The organism is Bradyrhizobium sp., assembly GCF_016219575.1.
GTDB lineage: Bacteria > Pseudomonadota > Alphaproteobacteria > Rhizobiales > Xanthobacteraceae > Bradyrhizobium.
This window is the reverse complement of sequence record NZ_JACRMG010000034.1, coordinates 90,791-104,981: the sequence shown is the minus strand read 5'-3', so window position 1 is coordinate 104,981 and position 14,191 is coordinate 90,791. Positions and strand designations below refer to the sequence as shown.

Below are 14,191 nucleotides of genomic sequence, written 5' to 3'. Positions count from 1 at the left end.
GCCATGCGCAGGAACTCTGTTGCCGTCGTCGGCGCGGCCGAGACCACCGAACTCGGCGTCATCCCCAACATGTCGCAGATCCAGCTGCATGCGGACGCGGCGCTCAACGCGATTGCGGACGCCGGGCTGAAGCTCTCCGACATCGACGGCTTTGCCACCGCGGTCGAAAGCCCGCAGCAGGTCTGCCACTATCTCGGCATCAAGCCGACTTGGGTGGACGGCACCTCGGTCGGCGGCTGCTCGTTCATGCTGCATGTCCGCCATGCCGCGGCCGCGATCGAGGCCGGTCTGTGCAAGACCGTGCTGATCACCCATGCCGAGAGCGGCAAGTCGATGATCGGCAAGCTGCCGCGCTCGATCCCCGCCGACAGCCTGCAAGGGCAGTTCGAGGCGCCGTTCGGCGTCTACGGACCGCCCAGCATGTTCCCGATCCCCGTGCTGCGCTTCATGAAGACCTGGGGCATCACCCATGAGCAGATCGCCATGGTCGCCGTGGTGCAGCGCGAATGGGCCGCGAAGAATCCGCGGGCGATGATGAAGGACCCGATCACGGTCGCGGATGTGCTGAACTCGCGGATGATCGCCTATCCCTTCCGCCTGCTGCAATGCTGCCTCGTCACCGACGGCGGCGGCGCGCTGATCCTCACCTCGACTGACCGGGCGAAGGACTTTCCGCGCAAGCCCGTCTACATCCTCGGCACCGGCGAGAGCGTGGAAACGCCGATGGTCAGCCAGATGGAGACCTTCAACTCCTCGCGCGCCTTCAAGGTCGCAGGCCCCCTCGCCTTCAAGGAGGCCGGCATCGCCCACAAGGACGTCGACCACCTCATGATCTACGACGCCTTTGCGCATCTGCCGCTCTACGGCCTCGGCGATCTCGGCTTCATGCCGTATGAAGAGACCGGCAAGTTCATCGCTGACGGCAACACGCGGCCGGGCGGCAAGCTGCCGCTCAACACCAATGGCGGCGGCCTTTCCTACATGCACTCCGGCATGTACGGCATGTACGCGCTGCAGGAGAGCGTGCGCCAGATGCGCGGCATCGCGCCGGCGCAGGTCAAGGATGCGAAAATCTCGGTCTGCCACGGCGTCGGCGGCATGTTCGCCGCGTCGGGCACGATCATCTTCACGAACGAGAAGTAAGGGAGCGGCCCGTCTCTCCTCTCCCCGTTCTTCACGGGGAGAGGGTCGGGGTGAGGGGCTGCTTCCACACATTCGGACTCGCGGAGAGTCCCCCTCACCCGGATTGCATCTTCGATGCAATCCGACCTCTCCCCGCAAGCGGGGCGAGGTAGGCAAGAGATCAATCAGGAGAACAACCAAATGGCAAAATCGCTGCAAGACAAGGTCATCATCGTCACCGGCGCAGGCCGCGGCATCGGACGCGAGATCGCGCTGCTCTGCGCCGCCGAAGGCGCCAAGGTCGTGGTCAACGATCCCGGCGGCGCCGCAGACGGCGCCGGCAACTCGGCCGCGCCGGCCGAGGAAGTGGTCCAGGAGATCAAGAAGCGCGGCGGCATCGCGGTGCCCAACTTCGAGTCGGTGGCCGAAGCGATCCCCGCCAGCAAGATCGTCAAGACCGCGACCGATCATTTCGGCCGGCTCGACGGGGTCGTCAACAATGCCGGCATCCTTCGCGACATGATCTTCCACAAGATGAGCGTGGAAGCCTTCGAGGCCGTCATCAAGGTGCACCTGATGGGCTCGTTCTACGTCAGCCACGCGGCGGCGCGGATCTTCCGCGAGCAGGAGAGCGGTTCCTTCGTGCACTTCACCTCGACCTCCGGCCTGATCGGCAATTTCGGACAAGCCAACTACGCCGCCGCCAAGCTCGGCATCGTCGGCCTGTCGAAGTCGATCGCGCTCGACATGGGCCGCTTCAACGTGCGCTCCAACTGCGTCTCGCCGTTCGCCTGGACCCGCATGATCGGCACCATCCCGACCGAGACGGAAGCCCAGAAGGCGCGGGTCGAGAAGATCAAGCAGATGGGCCCCGAAAAGATCGCGCCGGTCTGCGCCTATCTGATGTCCGACGCGGCCAAGGACGTCACCGGGCAGATCTTCGGCGTGCGTATGAACGAGATATTCCTGTTCAGCCAGAACCGCCCGTTGCGCTCGGTGCATCGCAGCGAAGGTTGGACGCCGCAGACCATCGCCGAACACGGCATGCCCGCGCTCAAGGACTCGTTCTACAAGCTCGACCGCTCGGCGGATATTTTCCCGTGGGATCCGGTCTAGCCACCTGAGTTTCTGTCATTCCGGGGCGCGCCTATTGGCGCGAGCCCGGAATGACGAAGGGTAAAATCACCCGCTGTTGCGCAGCCCCGCGGAAATGCCGTTGATGGTGATCTGGATGCCGCGCAGCACCTGTTCGTCGGGGTTTTGCGCGCGGTGTTCCTTCAAGAGCTCGACCTGCACGTGATTGAGCGGGTCGAGATAGGGGAAGCGGTTGCGGATCGAGCGTTCGAGCAGCGGGTTGCCCTGCAGCAGCCGGTCCTGCCCCATGATCTTCAGCAGCAGGTCGATGCAGTTGTGCCATTCGACCTTGATGCGGCTGAATATCTTCTCGCGCAGCTCAACGTCGGGCACCAGCTCGGCATAGCGCGAAGCGATCGCGATCGAGCTCTTGGCCAGCACCATGTCCATGTTCGACAAGAGCATGCGGAAGAACGGCCATTCGCGGTAGAGCTCCTGCAGGAAGGCCATGCCCTTGTCGGGATTTCTGGCGATCCAGGTCTCGACGGCACTGGCAAAGCCGTACCAGCCCGGCAGCATCAGCCGGCATTGCGCCCAGGAGAACACCCAGGGAATCGCGCGCAGATCCTCAATCTCGCGGGTCTTCTTGCGCGAGGCCGGGCGGCTGCCGATGTTGAGCGTCGCAATCTCGTTGATGACGGTGGACGACCAGAAATAATCAGCAAAGCCCTCGGTCTCGTAGACCAAGCCGCGATAGGCCTTGAAGGCCAGCGTGGATAGTTCATCCATTGCCTTGAGGTATTCGGTGCGCGGCGCGCTTTGCTTCGGCTGCAACAGGCTTGCTTCCAGCGTGGCCGCAGCCAGGATTTCCAGATTGCTGCGGCCAACCTCGGCATTGGAATATTTGCTCGAGATGATCTCGCCCTGCTCGGTGATCCTGATCTGGCCGTTCACCGCCCCGCCCGGCTGGGCGATGATGGCGTCATAGCTCGGACCGCCGCCGCGGCCGACCGAACCGCCGCGGCCGTGGAACAGGCGCAGGCGCACGTGGTGGCGCTCGAACACTTCGACCAGGCCGATCTCGGCCTTGTAGAGCTCCCAGCCCGAGGTGACGAAGCCGCCATCCTTGTTGCTGTCGGAATAGCCGAGCATGACCTCCTGCAACGCGCCGCGGCTGTCCACCAGCTTGCGGTAGTCGTGCAGCGACAGCATGCGGTCCATGATGCCGCTGGAGGCCTGCAGATCCTCGATGGTCTCGAACAGCGGCACGATGTTGACGGCGCTGCGGCCGGAAGGGTGAATAAGGCCCGCTTCCTTCAGCAGCAGCGCCACTTCGAGCATGTCGGACATGCCCTTGCACATCGAGATGATGCATTGCGGGATCGCGGCGGCGCCATACAGCGAATGGGCCTCGGCCGCGGCATGGAAGACCGCCAGTTCACCGGCGGTCTCCTCGCTGTATTTGACGAAGGCCGAGGTCAGCGGACGTGCATTGCTCAGTTCCTTTGACAGCAGCGCCACCCGCGCCTCCTCGCCAAGCGCGAGATAGGACATGCCCGGCATCGCCGCGTCGATCAGCTCGGCAACGGTGCGCTCATGCACGGCGGAGTTCTGGCGGATGTCGAGGCTTGCGAGGTGGAAGCCGAAGCAATCCACCGCCCGGCGCAACTGCCGCAGCCGGCCACGCGCAATCACGCCGGAATTGTTCGACACCAGCGAGCGGTAGAGGATGTCGAGATCGGCCTTGAATTCCGCGACATTGCCATAGGCCTCCGCTTCTCCGACCGCCGCGCGCGTCGTCTCGACACCCAGCCGCGCCGCGGTCGCGGTGAGCCGCGCGAAAATGCCGGAGACGGCCAGACGATACGGCTCGCCGCTGCGATGCGGCGAGCGGTCCGGCGAGCGCTCGGCAAGCAGGCGCAAATCCTTGGAGATGTCGGCCAGATGCGCCGCCAGCGACAGCTCCGAGCCGAGGACATGCAGCTCCTCCAGATAGTAGCGCAGTATCCGGCTTGACTGGAGTTTCAGCGTGCCGCGCATCACTTCAGCGGTCACGAACGGGTTGCCGTCGCGATCGCCGCCGATCCAGCTTCCCATCTTCAGGAACGAAGCCAGTTCGCCCCGCGCCGCGCCATCACCCTCGTTCAGCCGGTCTTCCAGCGCGCAGTGCAGCCGCGGCACCTCGCGCAAAAAAGTGTAGTCGTAGAACGACAGGCCGTTGCCGACCTCGTCCAGCACGGTCAGCTTGGTCCGGCGCAAGAGGTTGGTCTTCCACAACGTCAGCACTTCCCGCCGCAATTGCTCGTCGTCGGCCGCGGCCTCCTCAGGGGTGAGTTGCACCCGCTCACGCCGGTCCAGCAGCGCGGCGATCTCCATCTCGCGGTCCATGGTGCTCTTGCGGCGGACTTCGGTTGGATGCGCCGTCAGCACGGGACTGACCTCGGCGGTTGCGAAAAAGCGGCGCAGATCGGCCGCGCTGATGCCGGCGTCGCGGGCATGCGCCAGCGTCTGGGCCAGCATGCTCGTGCGCGGTGCGCCGCCCCGCCCTGTCCGCGCTCGCATCTGGCGGATGTTGTTCTGGTCCTCGGCAATGTTGGCCAGGTGCGAGAAGTAGCTGAAGGCGCGCACGATCCGCACGGTCTGGCTGATCGACATGCTGTCGAGGATCAGCTCCAGCTCGCGCCGGGCCGGCTTGTCGTCGTCGCGGTGGAAGCGGATCGAGGTCTGGCGGATGCGCTCGACGAGGTCGAAGACATCCGCCCCCTCCTGGTCGCGCACGGTATCGCCGAGGATGCGGCCCAAGAGCCGGATGTCGTCGCGCAGGCGGGCGTCTGCCTCTTGCGCAAATTTTTCAAGAATCTGCGCCTCTTCAGCCCGTTTGGCGCGGGCGTCGGTCTCGGACGGCTTGGTCTGGGGCGACATGGGGCTGGCTACTCCAGAGGCTGCCCGGCTGGTGTGGAGTGTGCAAGTTTTTTGCCGCAGTGCAAGATGAAGATGGGGTTTGTCGCCCCGGCGCAGGCCGGGGCCGATAACCACAAGTCCTCATTGTTAGGGAAAGCCAACCACCCATCGCGCTGAACAATTTCCGCTGCGGCGTATGGGCCCCGGCCTGCGCCGGGGCGACGATGGGGTGAGCGTCCGCATTCCCGCGGCGCGTTTTCGCCCGGGGTTTGCATCTTCGTTGGCCCTCCGTCTTCCAGAGGGCGCAGGGAAAGCCGGGCGCCGACTGCGCCCGCATCACCGTGTGCGATCTGTAGCAAAAGCAAATGCACACGGGTTTGACAGGTACAGCCAGGACATCCCGGCTTTCCCCGCGCAATGGCTTTACGGCTTATACGTAATCTCCCCGGGGAACGGCCTTTCTTGCCCCCGTTGCCAATGGGAAGATTCCCGTCGGCGTAGCGCCAGGGTCGCGGCGCCAGGACCACACGATTTCGCCGTACGCCGCGAACGTTTCGTCTGGCGAGACTGATCCCGCCTGACGCCGCAGCGTCCATCGCAACCCGCGCAAACGTTCGTGACGACCGCGAAGCGTCCCCTCATGGTGGCGCGGGATGGGGCAGATATAGTTCCGATTTACGGAATAGTCAAGGGACAATTCGGAAAAATCGTAGGGTGGGTTAGCCGGGCCACGCTATCCGGCAGCTCAACGAGCGCCGGCGGCAGGCGTAACCCACCGACTGGTGCGCGTGGGTGGTGGATTACGCCTCCGGCTAACCCACCCTACGATCCAGCTTTTCTCGTTGCGGTTAGATCCGCCGCCCTGCCCGCTCCCAATAGGGATCGCGCAGGCGGCGCTTGAAGATTTTTCCGGAATCCTCGCGCGGCAAATTGATCGCGATCTCGATGTGCTTGGGCACCTTGTAATCGGCGAGCGAGGTCTTCAGCCGGGCGCGGATGTCGGCGACATCGAGCGCCGCACCCGGCTGCGGCTCCACCACCGCCATCAGCGCTTCGCCGAACTCGGCGTCGGGGATGCCGAACACGGCGCAATCGTGCACGCCGGGCAAGGCATGCAGCACCGCCTCGATCTCGGCGGGATAGATGTTGACGCCGCCGGAGATCACCATGTCGCGCTTGCGGTCGCAGATGAAGACGTAGCCGTCTTCATCGATGTATCCGACGTCGCCCGAGGTAATGAAGCCGGCGCGGTCGATCTCGGTGCGCTTCTCCGGCTTGTTGTGATAGGTGAAATCCGGATTGCCCGATATGCGCGAATAGATTTCGCCGATCTGGCCGGGCGGCAATTCGCGCCCATCATCGCCGATGAAGCGCAGCTCCGCGCCGGGTGAAATTTTTCCGACCGTGCCCGGCTTCTTCAGCGCGTCTTCCGAGGTCGCAAAGGTCACCGCACCGGACTCGGTCGAACCGTAGAATTCGTAGATCACCGGGCCCCACCAGTCGATCATCGCGCGCTTGACGTCGGCGGGGCAAGGTGCAGCGGCATGGATGATGTGGCGCAGCGAGGACATGTCGTACTTCCGGCGTATCTCTTCCGGGAGCTTCATCAGGCGGATGAACATGGTCGGCACCATGAAGATGGTGTCGATCTTCTCGCTGTCGATCAGGTGCAGGAATTCCTCGGCGTCGAAGCGCGGCATCAACACCAGCACGCCACCGAGCCGGCCGGCGCGCAGGCCAAAGGAATTCGGCGCCGAGTGATAGAGCGGGCCCGGCAGGATAACGCGGGCATCGGGCTTGAGGCCGTAGATCAGCGCGCGCATGGCTTCCGCATTGGCCGTCTGCTCCGGCGTCGGCGCGTTGCGGCGCACGCCCTTGGGATGGCCCGTGGTGCCGGAGGTGTAGATCATGTTGGCGGGCTGCGGCACCGCCGGGCCGTCGTAGCGGGGAAAATCCTTCAGCCAGGATTCGAAGTCGATCGCGAAATCCGGCATCGCCAGATGGTCGGGGTCGATCTTGTAGTTTTGGAGAATTTCCGGCGGCGTCGGAACGGCCAGCACGGTGACGCCGGCTGGAATTGCGTCCCGCAACTGGTGCAGCATGTCGGCATGGGCGATCAGCACGCGCGTGCCGGAATCCATCAGCACGTAATTGATCTCTTCCGGCTTGAAGTGCCAGTTGATCGGCACGCCATAGGCACCCAGCCGCATCGCCGCATAGGCTGCCTCGATGAAGGCGACGTCGTTGCGCATCAGCATACAGACGCTGTCGCCCTGCTTCACGCCGAGCGATTGCAGTCCCGAGGCGATGCGCTCGGCGCGCTCGGCGACCTCGTCATGGCTGCGCCGGCGCTTTCCGCTGATGATGCCGTGGAAGAGAGAGGTCATTGTCGCATTCCGATTCTGTTGTCGGGTTTGGTGGAAGACCCTCATGGTGAGGAGCCTGCGGAGCAGGCGTCTCGAATCATGAGGCCACAGACGGGCCTTCATCCTTCGAGACGCGCTACGCGCTCCTCAGGATGAGGGTTACCCCGCCTCCGCAAACCTTGGCGCGCGTTTTTCCATGTTCGCACGCACGGCTTCGGTCTGGTTGGGGCTGCCGATCAGCTTCTGCTGCTCGACGGACTCCGCCAGCAGCGCAGGACCCGGATCGACCGAGAGATTGTTCATCATGCGCTTCGCGGCGCGGATGGCGTGCGGGTTCTTGCCGGCGATGTCGCGCGCCATCTCCAGCGCTGCCGCGCGCGGGTCGTCGCAGATGCGGGTGGCGAGGCCGTAGCTCAATGCCTCCTGCGCCGAGAAGATGCGGCCGGTGTAGGTCAGCTCGCGCAGGATGTCGTCGCGCACCAGGCTCGCCAGGATCGGCGTGCCCGCCATGTCGGGCACCAGGCCCCATTTGATCTCCATGATCGACATGCGCGCATCCGGCGCCATCAGGCGGATGTCGGCGCCGAGCGCGAGCTGGAAGCCGCCGCCGAAGGCGACGCCCTGGATCGCGGCGATGACGGGGACCGGAAGCTGGCGCCAGCCCCACACCGCCTGCTGCGGGAAATTGGCCTGGCCGTGGGTACGCCTGGAGAGATCGCGGCTTTCGCCGCCCGGCACTCCGTTACCGCCATTGTCCTTCATGGCGGCGAAGCGGCCCATGTCGAGACCGGCGCAGAAGGCGCGGCCCTCGCCGGACAATACTACCACCCGGACGGATTTTTCCTTTGAAAGACGCTCGGTTGCCGCCACCAGCGCCTCGAACATGGCCTGGTCCAGCGCATTCATCTTGTCCGCGCGCACCAGCCGGACGTCGGCGATACCGTCGGCGATCGATATCGAGACGCGATCTTCCATGAGCAAATCTCCTCACCTGTATTCTTTGTTTGCGGCTTTACACAAAGGCCGTCATTCGGGTTTAGTCAATCGACCAATTAACAACAATCCCCTTCAACAATTTCCTCGGGTGGAAACGATGTTCAACGATCAGCTTCTCGCCGGGCGGCGCATTCTCGTCACCGGCGGCGGAACCGGCCTCGGCAAGGGCATGGCCGCCAAATTCCTGCAACTCGGGGCCGAGGTGCACATCTGCGGCCGCCGCAAGATTGTATGCGACGAGACCGCAACCGAACTGATGGGCGAGTACGGCGGACGCGTGGTCAGCCACGGCGTCGACATCAGGAACGCCATGGCGGTCGACGAGATGATCGAACAGATCTGGACCGCCGGCCCCCTGACCGACCTCATCAACAACGCCGCCGGCAATTTCGTCTCGCGCACGCAGGACCTTTCGCCGCGCGGCTTCGATGCGGTGGCCAACATCGTGATGCACGGCACTTTCTACGTGACGCATGCGGTGGGCCGGCGCTGGATCGCGGGCAAGCACCCCGGCAACGTCGTCTCGATCACGGTGACCTGGGTACGCAACGGCAGCCCCTTCGTGGTGCCGTCGGCGATGAGCAAGTCGGCGATCCATGCCATGACGATGTCGCTGGCGGCCGAATGGGGACGCTATGGCATCCGCCTCAATACCATCGCCCCCGGCGAAATCCCCACCGAAGGCATGAGCAAGCGCCTCAACCCCAACGACCAGCCCGGCGCGCGCACCATCGCGCGCAATCCGATGGGACGCGTCGGCAAAATGGAGGAGTTGCAGAACCTCGCCGTGTTCCTGATCTCCGGCGGCTGCGACTGGATCAGCGGCGAGACCATCGCCATGGACGGCGCGCAGGCTCTCGCCACCGGCGGCAATTTCTACGAGATGCGCGAATGGTCCGATGCCGACTGGCAGCGCGCCCGCGACGCGATCTCCGCGCAGAACGAGAAGGACCGCGCGAAGAGGGCGTGACGTCCCTCCCCGTCATTGCGAGCGAAGCGAAGCAATCCAGCTTCCCTTCGCCGCGGCACGAAGGCTGGATTGCTTCGTCGCTTCGCTCCTCGCAATGACGGAAGTAACATCACGACAAGCAACAAAATCATCACGGGAAGAAGCATGTCCACGGCAGTTCCGGCAAACCTTGCCGACATGGTGCGCGCGCAGGCCAAGAACCGCGGCAATGCGATTGCCTACGAGTTCGAGGGACGGCAAACGACCTTCGCCGAGTTCGACGTCAAGACCAACCGCGTTGCGAACGCGCTGATTGCGCTCGGCCTGAAGAAGGGCGACCGCATCGCCTATCTCGGCAAGAACAGCGACCTCTATTTCGAGCTGCTGATGGGCGCCATGAAGGCGGGCGTGGTGATGGCGCCGGTGAACTGGCGCCTCGCCGGGCCGGAAGTCGCCTTCATCGTCGGGGATTGCAGGGCGCCGGCGCTGTTCGTGGGGCCGGAATTCATCGCGCAGGTTCGCAACATCAAGGCCGGACTGCCCGATGTGAAGCACGTCATCACCACCGAAGGCGGCGCGCCGGAATGGCAGGATTTTGCGGCCTGGCGCGATGCGCAGAGCGGCGACGATCCCAAGGTGGGGATCGAGCCGAAGGACGTCGCGATCCAGCTCTACACGTCGGGCACGACCGGCAAGCCCAAGGGCGCGATGCTCTCGCATGCCAATTTTCTCAACCTCGTGCAGACCGGCAGCGAGGCCGAGAAGCCCGAATGGAACAAATGGTCGACCGACGACGTGTCGCTGGTGGCGATGCCGATCTTCCATATCGGCGGCTCCGGCTGGGGCGTGATGGGGCTCTATCACGGCGCCAAGGGCGTCATCGCGCGCGAGTTCGATCCGACCAAGGTGCTGGACTTCTTCGAGCACTCCGGCATCACGAAGCTGTTCATGGTGCCGGCGGCGATGCAGTTCGTGGTGCGGCAGCCCCGCGCGCGCACGATGGATTTCTCGCGGCTGAAATACATGCTCTACGGCGCCTCGCCGATTCCGGCGGCGCTGCTGAAGGAATGCATCGAAGTCTTCAAATGCGGCTTCGTGCAGATGTACGGCATGACCGAGACCACAGGGACGATCGTCGCGCTGCCGCCGGAGGACCACATCGAGGGCCTCGACCGCATGCGCTCGGCCGGCAAGGCCCTACCCGGCATCGAGCTTGCGATCCTCGGTCCCGACGGCAAGCCGTTGCCGACGGGCGAAGTCGGCGAGATCGCCACCCGCTCCGGCTCCAACATGGTCGGCTACTGGAATTTGCCGGAGGCGACCGCGAAGACGCTTCAGTCCGACGGCTGGCTGCGCACGGGCGACGCCGGCTACATGGACAAGGATGGTTATCTCTACATCCATGACCGCATCAAGGACATGATCATCTCCGGCGGCGAGAATATCTATCCGGCCGAAGTGGAGAGCGCGCTGTGCGACCATCCCGACGTGGCGGAAGCCGCCGTGATCGGCATCCCCGACGACAAATGGGGCGAGGCGGTGAAGGCGATCGTGGTGATGAAGCCCGGGAAGCAGGCGACCGCCACCGACATCATCAATTTCGCCCGCACGCGGATCGCCGGCTACAAGACGCCGAAGTCGGTGGAATTCATCGAGGCACTGCCGAGGAATCCGTCGGGGAAGATCTTGCGGCGGAATCTGCGCGATCCCTATTGGGCGGGGAAGGACCGGCAGGTGAATTAGCTCGGCTGTCGTCCCGGCCAAGCGAAGCGCGAGCCGGGACCCATAACCACAGGGAGCAGTTGTCAAGCCCGCTGTGGCTCAGGCGTTCGCAAAACCACGCCCTGTGGTTATGGGTCCCCGCTTTCGCGGGGACGACATGCAGAGAGCATCAAGACCGCTTCGCCTCATCCAGAAACGCCTGCACGGCCTCGAACAGCTTTATCCGGTTCCGTTCCATGATGATGCTGTGGGTGCCTTCCGCTAGCGCGACGTAGCGCTTGCCCGGCGAGTTCACCAGCAGCGGGAACAGCGTCTGGGCCATGTAGGGCGGCGTGTCGTTGTCCCACTCGGCGTGGACCAGCAGCGTCGGCACCGTGATCCTGGAGGGGTCGTAGTAGGGCTTGCCGAAGTACTCCATGCCGTCCTGGAGCACGCCGTTGGGCGCGCGAACCACGGGCGGCGTCATCTGCGCACCGACGGGATCGGTTGCAAAGGTGGCGTCAGCCCAGGCATCGAACCAGCCGGCTGGAATAAGCGAAGCCTTCTTGTCCTCGGGCACGCCAGTGTACCAGCGCTCCCTGGCCTGGTCGCGGTTCACCATCCGGTAGGCGCCGAGCTTGCCGGGGCCGTCCTGCACCAGCGACGCCGTCTGCCTGATCCAGACCGGCGCATACAGCACCAGACGCTCCACCTTGTCGGCGTTCTGCGTTGTGTAGGTCGCCATCAGCGTGGTGCCCCACGACCAGCCCAGCAGATTGAGCCGCGGGATATTGCGCTTCTGCAGGATGAAGTCGACGGCAGTACCGATGTCCTTTACGGCGGTCACGCCCTGCACGATCGGCGCATTGTCCTCCGGTTTCGCGCCCATCTCCGGCGGGCGGGTCGACTTGCCGTAGCCGCGCAGGTCGAGCAGCCAGACGTCATAGCCGCGCGAGGCGATGTATTCCATCCAGGACAGGCCATCGAGCTTGAGGTCGAAGGCGGTTTCCGACGGATAGGTCGCACCGTGCACATAGAGCACGGTCTGGTCGGGCCGGAAGCTCGTCATGTTGGCCGGCCGCTTGTTGCGCACATAGATCTCGATGCCGGGATCGCCGGTCTTGACCATCATCTCCTCGGTCACGAGTTGCGGGGTTTGCGCCAACACCGGAGCTGCCTGCTGCGTCTGTTGTCCCATCACGGCTTCTTCATCTTTTCCCGCACCGCGCGGTGGCGCACCCTCGCTTCGTCCGACCAGACCTCACCGGGATTATCGTAGAATTCGGCGTAGGCCTTGGCGCCCGGCGGCAGCGTCACCCAGGGTAGCTTGGTGGACGTGAAGATGTGAACGTCCGGCGGGCACCTGCTCGGATCATCCATGGTACCGACGCGGACGAACCGCACTGCGGACCCGGAGCCCGGGTAGTTGCTCCAGACCGCGACCTTGCAGATAGGACAGCGCGCGATGCGCTGGCCCTTGCCGCTCGCCGACGGCGTGTCGACGATCTCTGGCTCGGCACCGAGATGCTCGACCCGGTCGAACTCGTACAGCGCGTTGAGTGCATGTACCGTGCCGGTCTCGCGCTGGCACCAGCTGCAGTGGCAGGCATGCACGATCATCGGCTTGCCTTGCAGGCGATAGCGGATGTGCCGGCACGTGCATCCACCCTCCATGGCTACGCTCCTAATACTTCCCCGCCCCCATATAGCCGAACAGGAAGCCTGCGACCTTGCGCTTCTGGATCTCCTCGCTGCCTTCGGTGATGCGGTAGCGGCGGTGGTGGCGGTAGATGTGCTCGAACGGTTTGTGGCGCGAATAGCCCATGCCACCGTGCACCTGCATGGCGCGGTCGGCCGCCTCGCAGCACAGCCGGTTTGCCCAAAAGTTGCACATCGACACGCGGTCGGACAGCGTGTGCTCGACCTGCGCCTGCGTCAGCTGGTCCATCTCCCACGCCGTCTTGCGGATCAACAGCCGCAGCATCTCGGCTTGCGTCGCCAGTTCCACCAGCGGCCACTGGATGGCCTGGTTCTCCGCCAGCGCCTTGCCGAACGGCTTGCGCTGCCGTGCGTATTTCACGCTCTCATTGATGCAGTAGACGGCAGCGCCCAGCGAGCTGGCGGCCTGGCGGATGCGGTTCTCGTGCACGAAGCATTGCGCCAGTGACAGGCCGCGGCCCACCTCGCCGAACTGCGCATCCTCGGGCACGAACACATCCGTGAAGCTGACGCGCGGGTGATCGGTCGGCATGTTGAAGGTCCACATGTATTCCTCGACCTTCACGCCGGGCGATTTCGCCGGCACCAGGAAGCAGCTGATGCCGCGCGCATCGCCGTCATTGCCTGACGTGCGCGCAAACAGCGCGCAATGGGTGGCGACATGCATGCCCGTCGTCCACATCTTCTCGCCGTTGATGATCCAGCCCTTGACGTTGTCGCGGGTGGCGGGCACCGCCTTCGTTTCCATGTGGGTGGCGTCGGAACCGTGGTCGGGTTCGGTCAGGCCGAAGGTGATGCGGTACTTCCCCGTGATGGAGCCGTCGATCATCGCCTTCTGGTCGTCGCGGCCGTAGCGGTCGAGCATGGTGACGATCGGCAGATTGCCGACGATGGAATGCTCGTTCTGCAGGTCGTTGTGCAGGCCGAGGCCCTTTGACGCAAAGTGCTCGCGGATCACGGCCATCCAGAGATTGGAACCGTCCTTGCCGCCATAGCGCTTCGGAATCGCGAAGCGCAGATGGCCGGCGGCGTCGGCGAGATTCTTCACCTTGCGCAGGAGCACTTCCCACTCATGCCGCGGCAGCCCGCCATTCTCGAAATCGGTGCGCGCCCATTCGCGGCGATGGTCGAAGAAGCGGATGTTGTCGTCGGCCTCCTCCAGCGGCTTGATCTCGCGCTCGATGAAGCGGTCGAGTTCGGCGAGGTAGGCCGTGAGGTCGGCAGGCAGGTTGAAATCCAAGGCAGTCTCTCCCGGAATTGTTGCTTGTCGGCGCTTGCGTCTAGACGCTACGCGGCGCGGCTGTTCGGGATCGATTTAGCGGAGAAGGCGCTTGCCAAGTCAAGCAAGGGAAACGCTTGGCAC

10 protein-coding genes are annotated in these 14,191 nt (G+C 64.3%); 4 read left to right on the top strand and 6 right to left on the bottom strand.

Annotated elements, in window-relative coordinates:
• The first annotated feature begins 3 nt into the window (after nucleotides 1–3).
• Both HZB49_RS25930 and HZB49_RS25925 read left to right on the top strand, forming a co-directional pair.
• The gene (locus HZB49_RS25930; RefSeq protein WP_291616588.1) at nucleotides 4–1,143 is read left to right on the top strand and encodes a thiolase; all 1,140 of its coding nucleotides are present in this window, start codon (nucleotides 4–6) and stop codon (nucleotides 1,141–1,143) included.
• A gap of 180 nt (nucleotides 1,144–1,323) precedes the next feature.
• A complete protein-coding gene (locus tag HZB49_RS25925) occupies nucleotides 1,324–2,238 on the top strand; it encodes an SDR family oxidoreductase (protein WP_291616586.1) in 915 nt (304 codons plus the stop codon).
• Nucleotides 2,239–2,304: 66 nt separating this feature from the next.
• On the opposite strand, the gene ppc is transcribed toward HZB49_RS25925, so the two are convergent.
• From ppc to HZB49_RS25910, 3 genes are all read right to left on the bottom strand, one after another.
• The gene (ppc, locus tag HZB49_RS25920; RefSeq protein WP_291616584.1) at nucleotides 2,305–5,118 is read right to left on the bottom strand and encodes a phosphoenolpyruvate carboxylase; all 2,814 of its coding nucleotides are present in this window, start codon (nucleotides 5,116–5,118) and stop codon (nucleotides 2,305–2,307) included.
• Between the two features lie 827 nt (nucleotides 5,119–5,945).
• Nucleotides 5,946–7,484 (bottom strand): acyl-CoA synthetase, encoded by a 1,539-nt coding sequence (locus tag HZB49_RS25915; RefSeq protein ID WP_291616582.1) that lies wholly within the window; start codon nucleotides 7,482–7,484, stop codon nucleotides 5,946–5,948.
• A gap of 138 nt (nucleotides 7,485–7,622) precedes the next feature.
• Complete coding sequence (locus HZB49_RS25910) at nucleotides 7,623–8,438, bottom strand: crotonase/enoyl-CoA hydratase family protein (protein ID WP_291616580.1); 816 nt, start codon at nucleotides 8,436–8,438, stop codon at nucleotides 7,623–7,625.
• Nucleotides 8,439–8,556: 118 nt separating this feature from the next.
• On the opposite strand from HZB49_RS25910, the gene HZB49_RS25905 reads away from it, so the two are divergent.
• Nucleotides 8,557–9,429 (top strand): SDR family oxidoreductase, encoded by an 873-nt coding sequence (locus tag HZB49_RS25905; RefSeq protein ID WP_291616578.1) that lies wholly within the window; start codon nucleotides 8,557–8,559, stop codon nucleotides 9,427–9,429.
• A 144-nt stretch (nucleotides 9,430–9,573) separates the two neighbouring features.
• On the top strand, nucleotides 9,574–11,151 hold the full coding sequence (locus HZB49_RS25900) for a fatty acid--CoA ligase (RefSeq protein WP_291616576.1): 1,578 nt from the start codon (nucleotides 9,574–9,576) through the stop codon (nucleotides 11,149–11,151).
• Between the two features lie 148 nt (nucleotides 11,152–11,299).
• Here the strand turns inward: HZB49_RS25900 and HZB49_RS25895 are convergent, their stop codons facing one another.
• Genes HZB49_RS25895 through HZB49_RS25885 form a run of 3 tightly spaced genes read right to left on the bottom strand, consistent with a single transcriptional unit; the run spans nucleotide 11,300 to nucleotide 14,068 of the window.
• Complete coding sequence (locus HZB49_RS25895) at nucleotides 11,300–12,307, bottom strand: alpha/beta fold hydrolase (protein ID WP_291616574.1); 1,008 nt, start codon at nucleotides 12,305–12,307, stop codon at nucleotides 11,300–11,302.
• Nucleotides 12,307–12,783 carry a GFA family protein gene (locus HZB49_RS25890; protein WP_291616572.1) on the bottom strand — a complete coding sequence of 159 codons (477 nt, stop codon included), beginning with the start codon at nucleotides 12,781–12,783 and terminating at the stop codon, nucleotides 12,307–12,309. The genes HZB49_RS25895 and HZB49_RS25890 overlap by 1 nt, the downstream gene beginning before the upstream one ends.
• 10 nt (nucleotides 12,784–12,793) lie before the next feature.
• On the bottom strand, nucleotides 12,794–14,068 hold the full coding sequence (locus HZB49_RS25885; RefSeq protein WP_291616570.1) for an acyl-CoA dehydrogenase family protein: 1,275 nt from the start codon (nucleotides 14,066–14,068) through the stop codon (nucleotides 12,794–12,796).
• Nucleotides 14,069–14,191: the final 123 nt, after the last annotated feature.

Bases quoted from the DNA above. Each gene is read 5' to 3' on its own strand.
- HZB49_RS25905 (WP_291616578.1), top strand. From the start codon at position 8,557: ATGTTCAACGATCAGCTTCTCGCCGGGCGGCGCATTCTCGTCACCGGC.
- HZB49_RS25890 (WP_291616572.1), bottom strand. From the start codon at position 12,783: ATGGAGGGTGGATGCACGTGCCGGCACATCCGCTATCGCCTGCAAGGC.
- HZB49_RS25930 (WP_291616588.1), top strand. From the start codon at position 4: ATGCGCAGGAACTCTGTTGCCGTCGTCGGCGCGGCCGAGACCACCGAA.
- HZB49_RS25900 (WP_291616576.1), top strand. From the start codon at position 9,574: ATGTCCACGGCAGTTCCGGCAAACCTTGCCGACATGGTGCGCGCGCAG.
- HZB49_RS25925 (WP_291616586.1), top strand. From the start codon at position 1,324: ATGGCAAAATCGCTGCAAGACAAGGTCATCATCGTCACCGGCGCAGGC.
- ppc (WP_291616584.1), bottom strand. From the start codon at position 5,118: ATGTCGCCCCAGACCAAGCCGTCCGAGACCGACGCCCGCGCCAAACGG.
- HZB49_RS25910 (WP_291616580.1), bottom strand. From the start codon at position 8,438: ATGGAAGATCGCGTCTCGATATCGATCGCCGACGGTATCGCCGACGTC.
- HZB49_RS25895 (WP_291616574.1), bottom strand. From the start codon at position 12,307: ATGGGACAACAGACGCAGCAGGCAGCTCCGGTGTTGGCGCAAACCCCG.
- HZB49_RS25915 (WP_291616582.1), bottom strand. From the start codon at position 7,484: ATGACCTCTCTCTTCCACGGCATCATCAGCGGAAAGCGCCGGCGCAGC.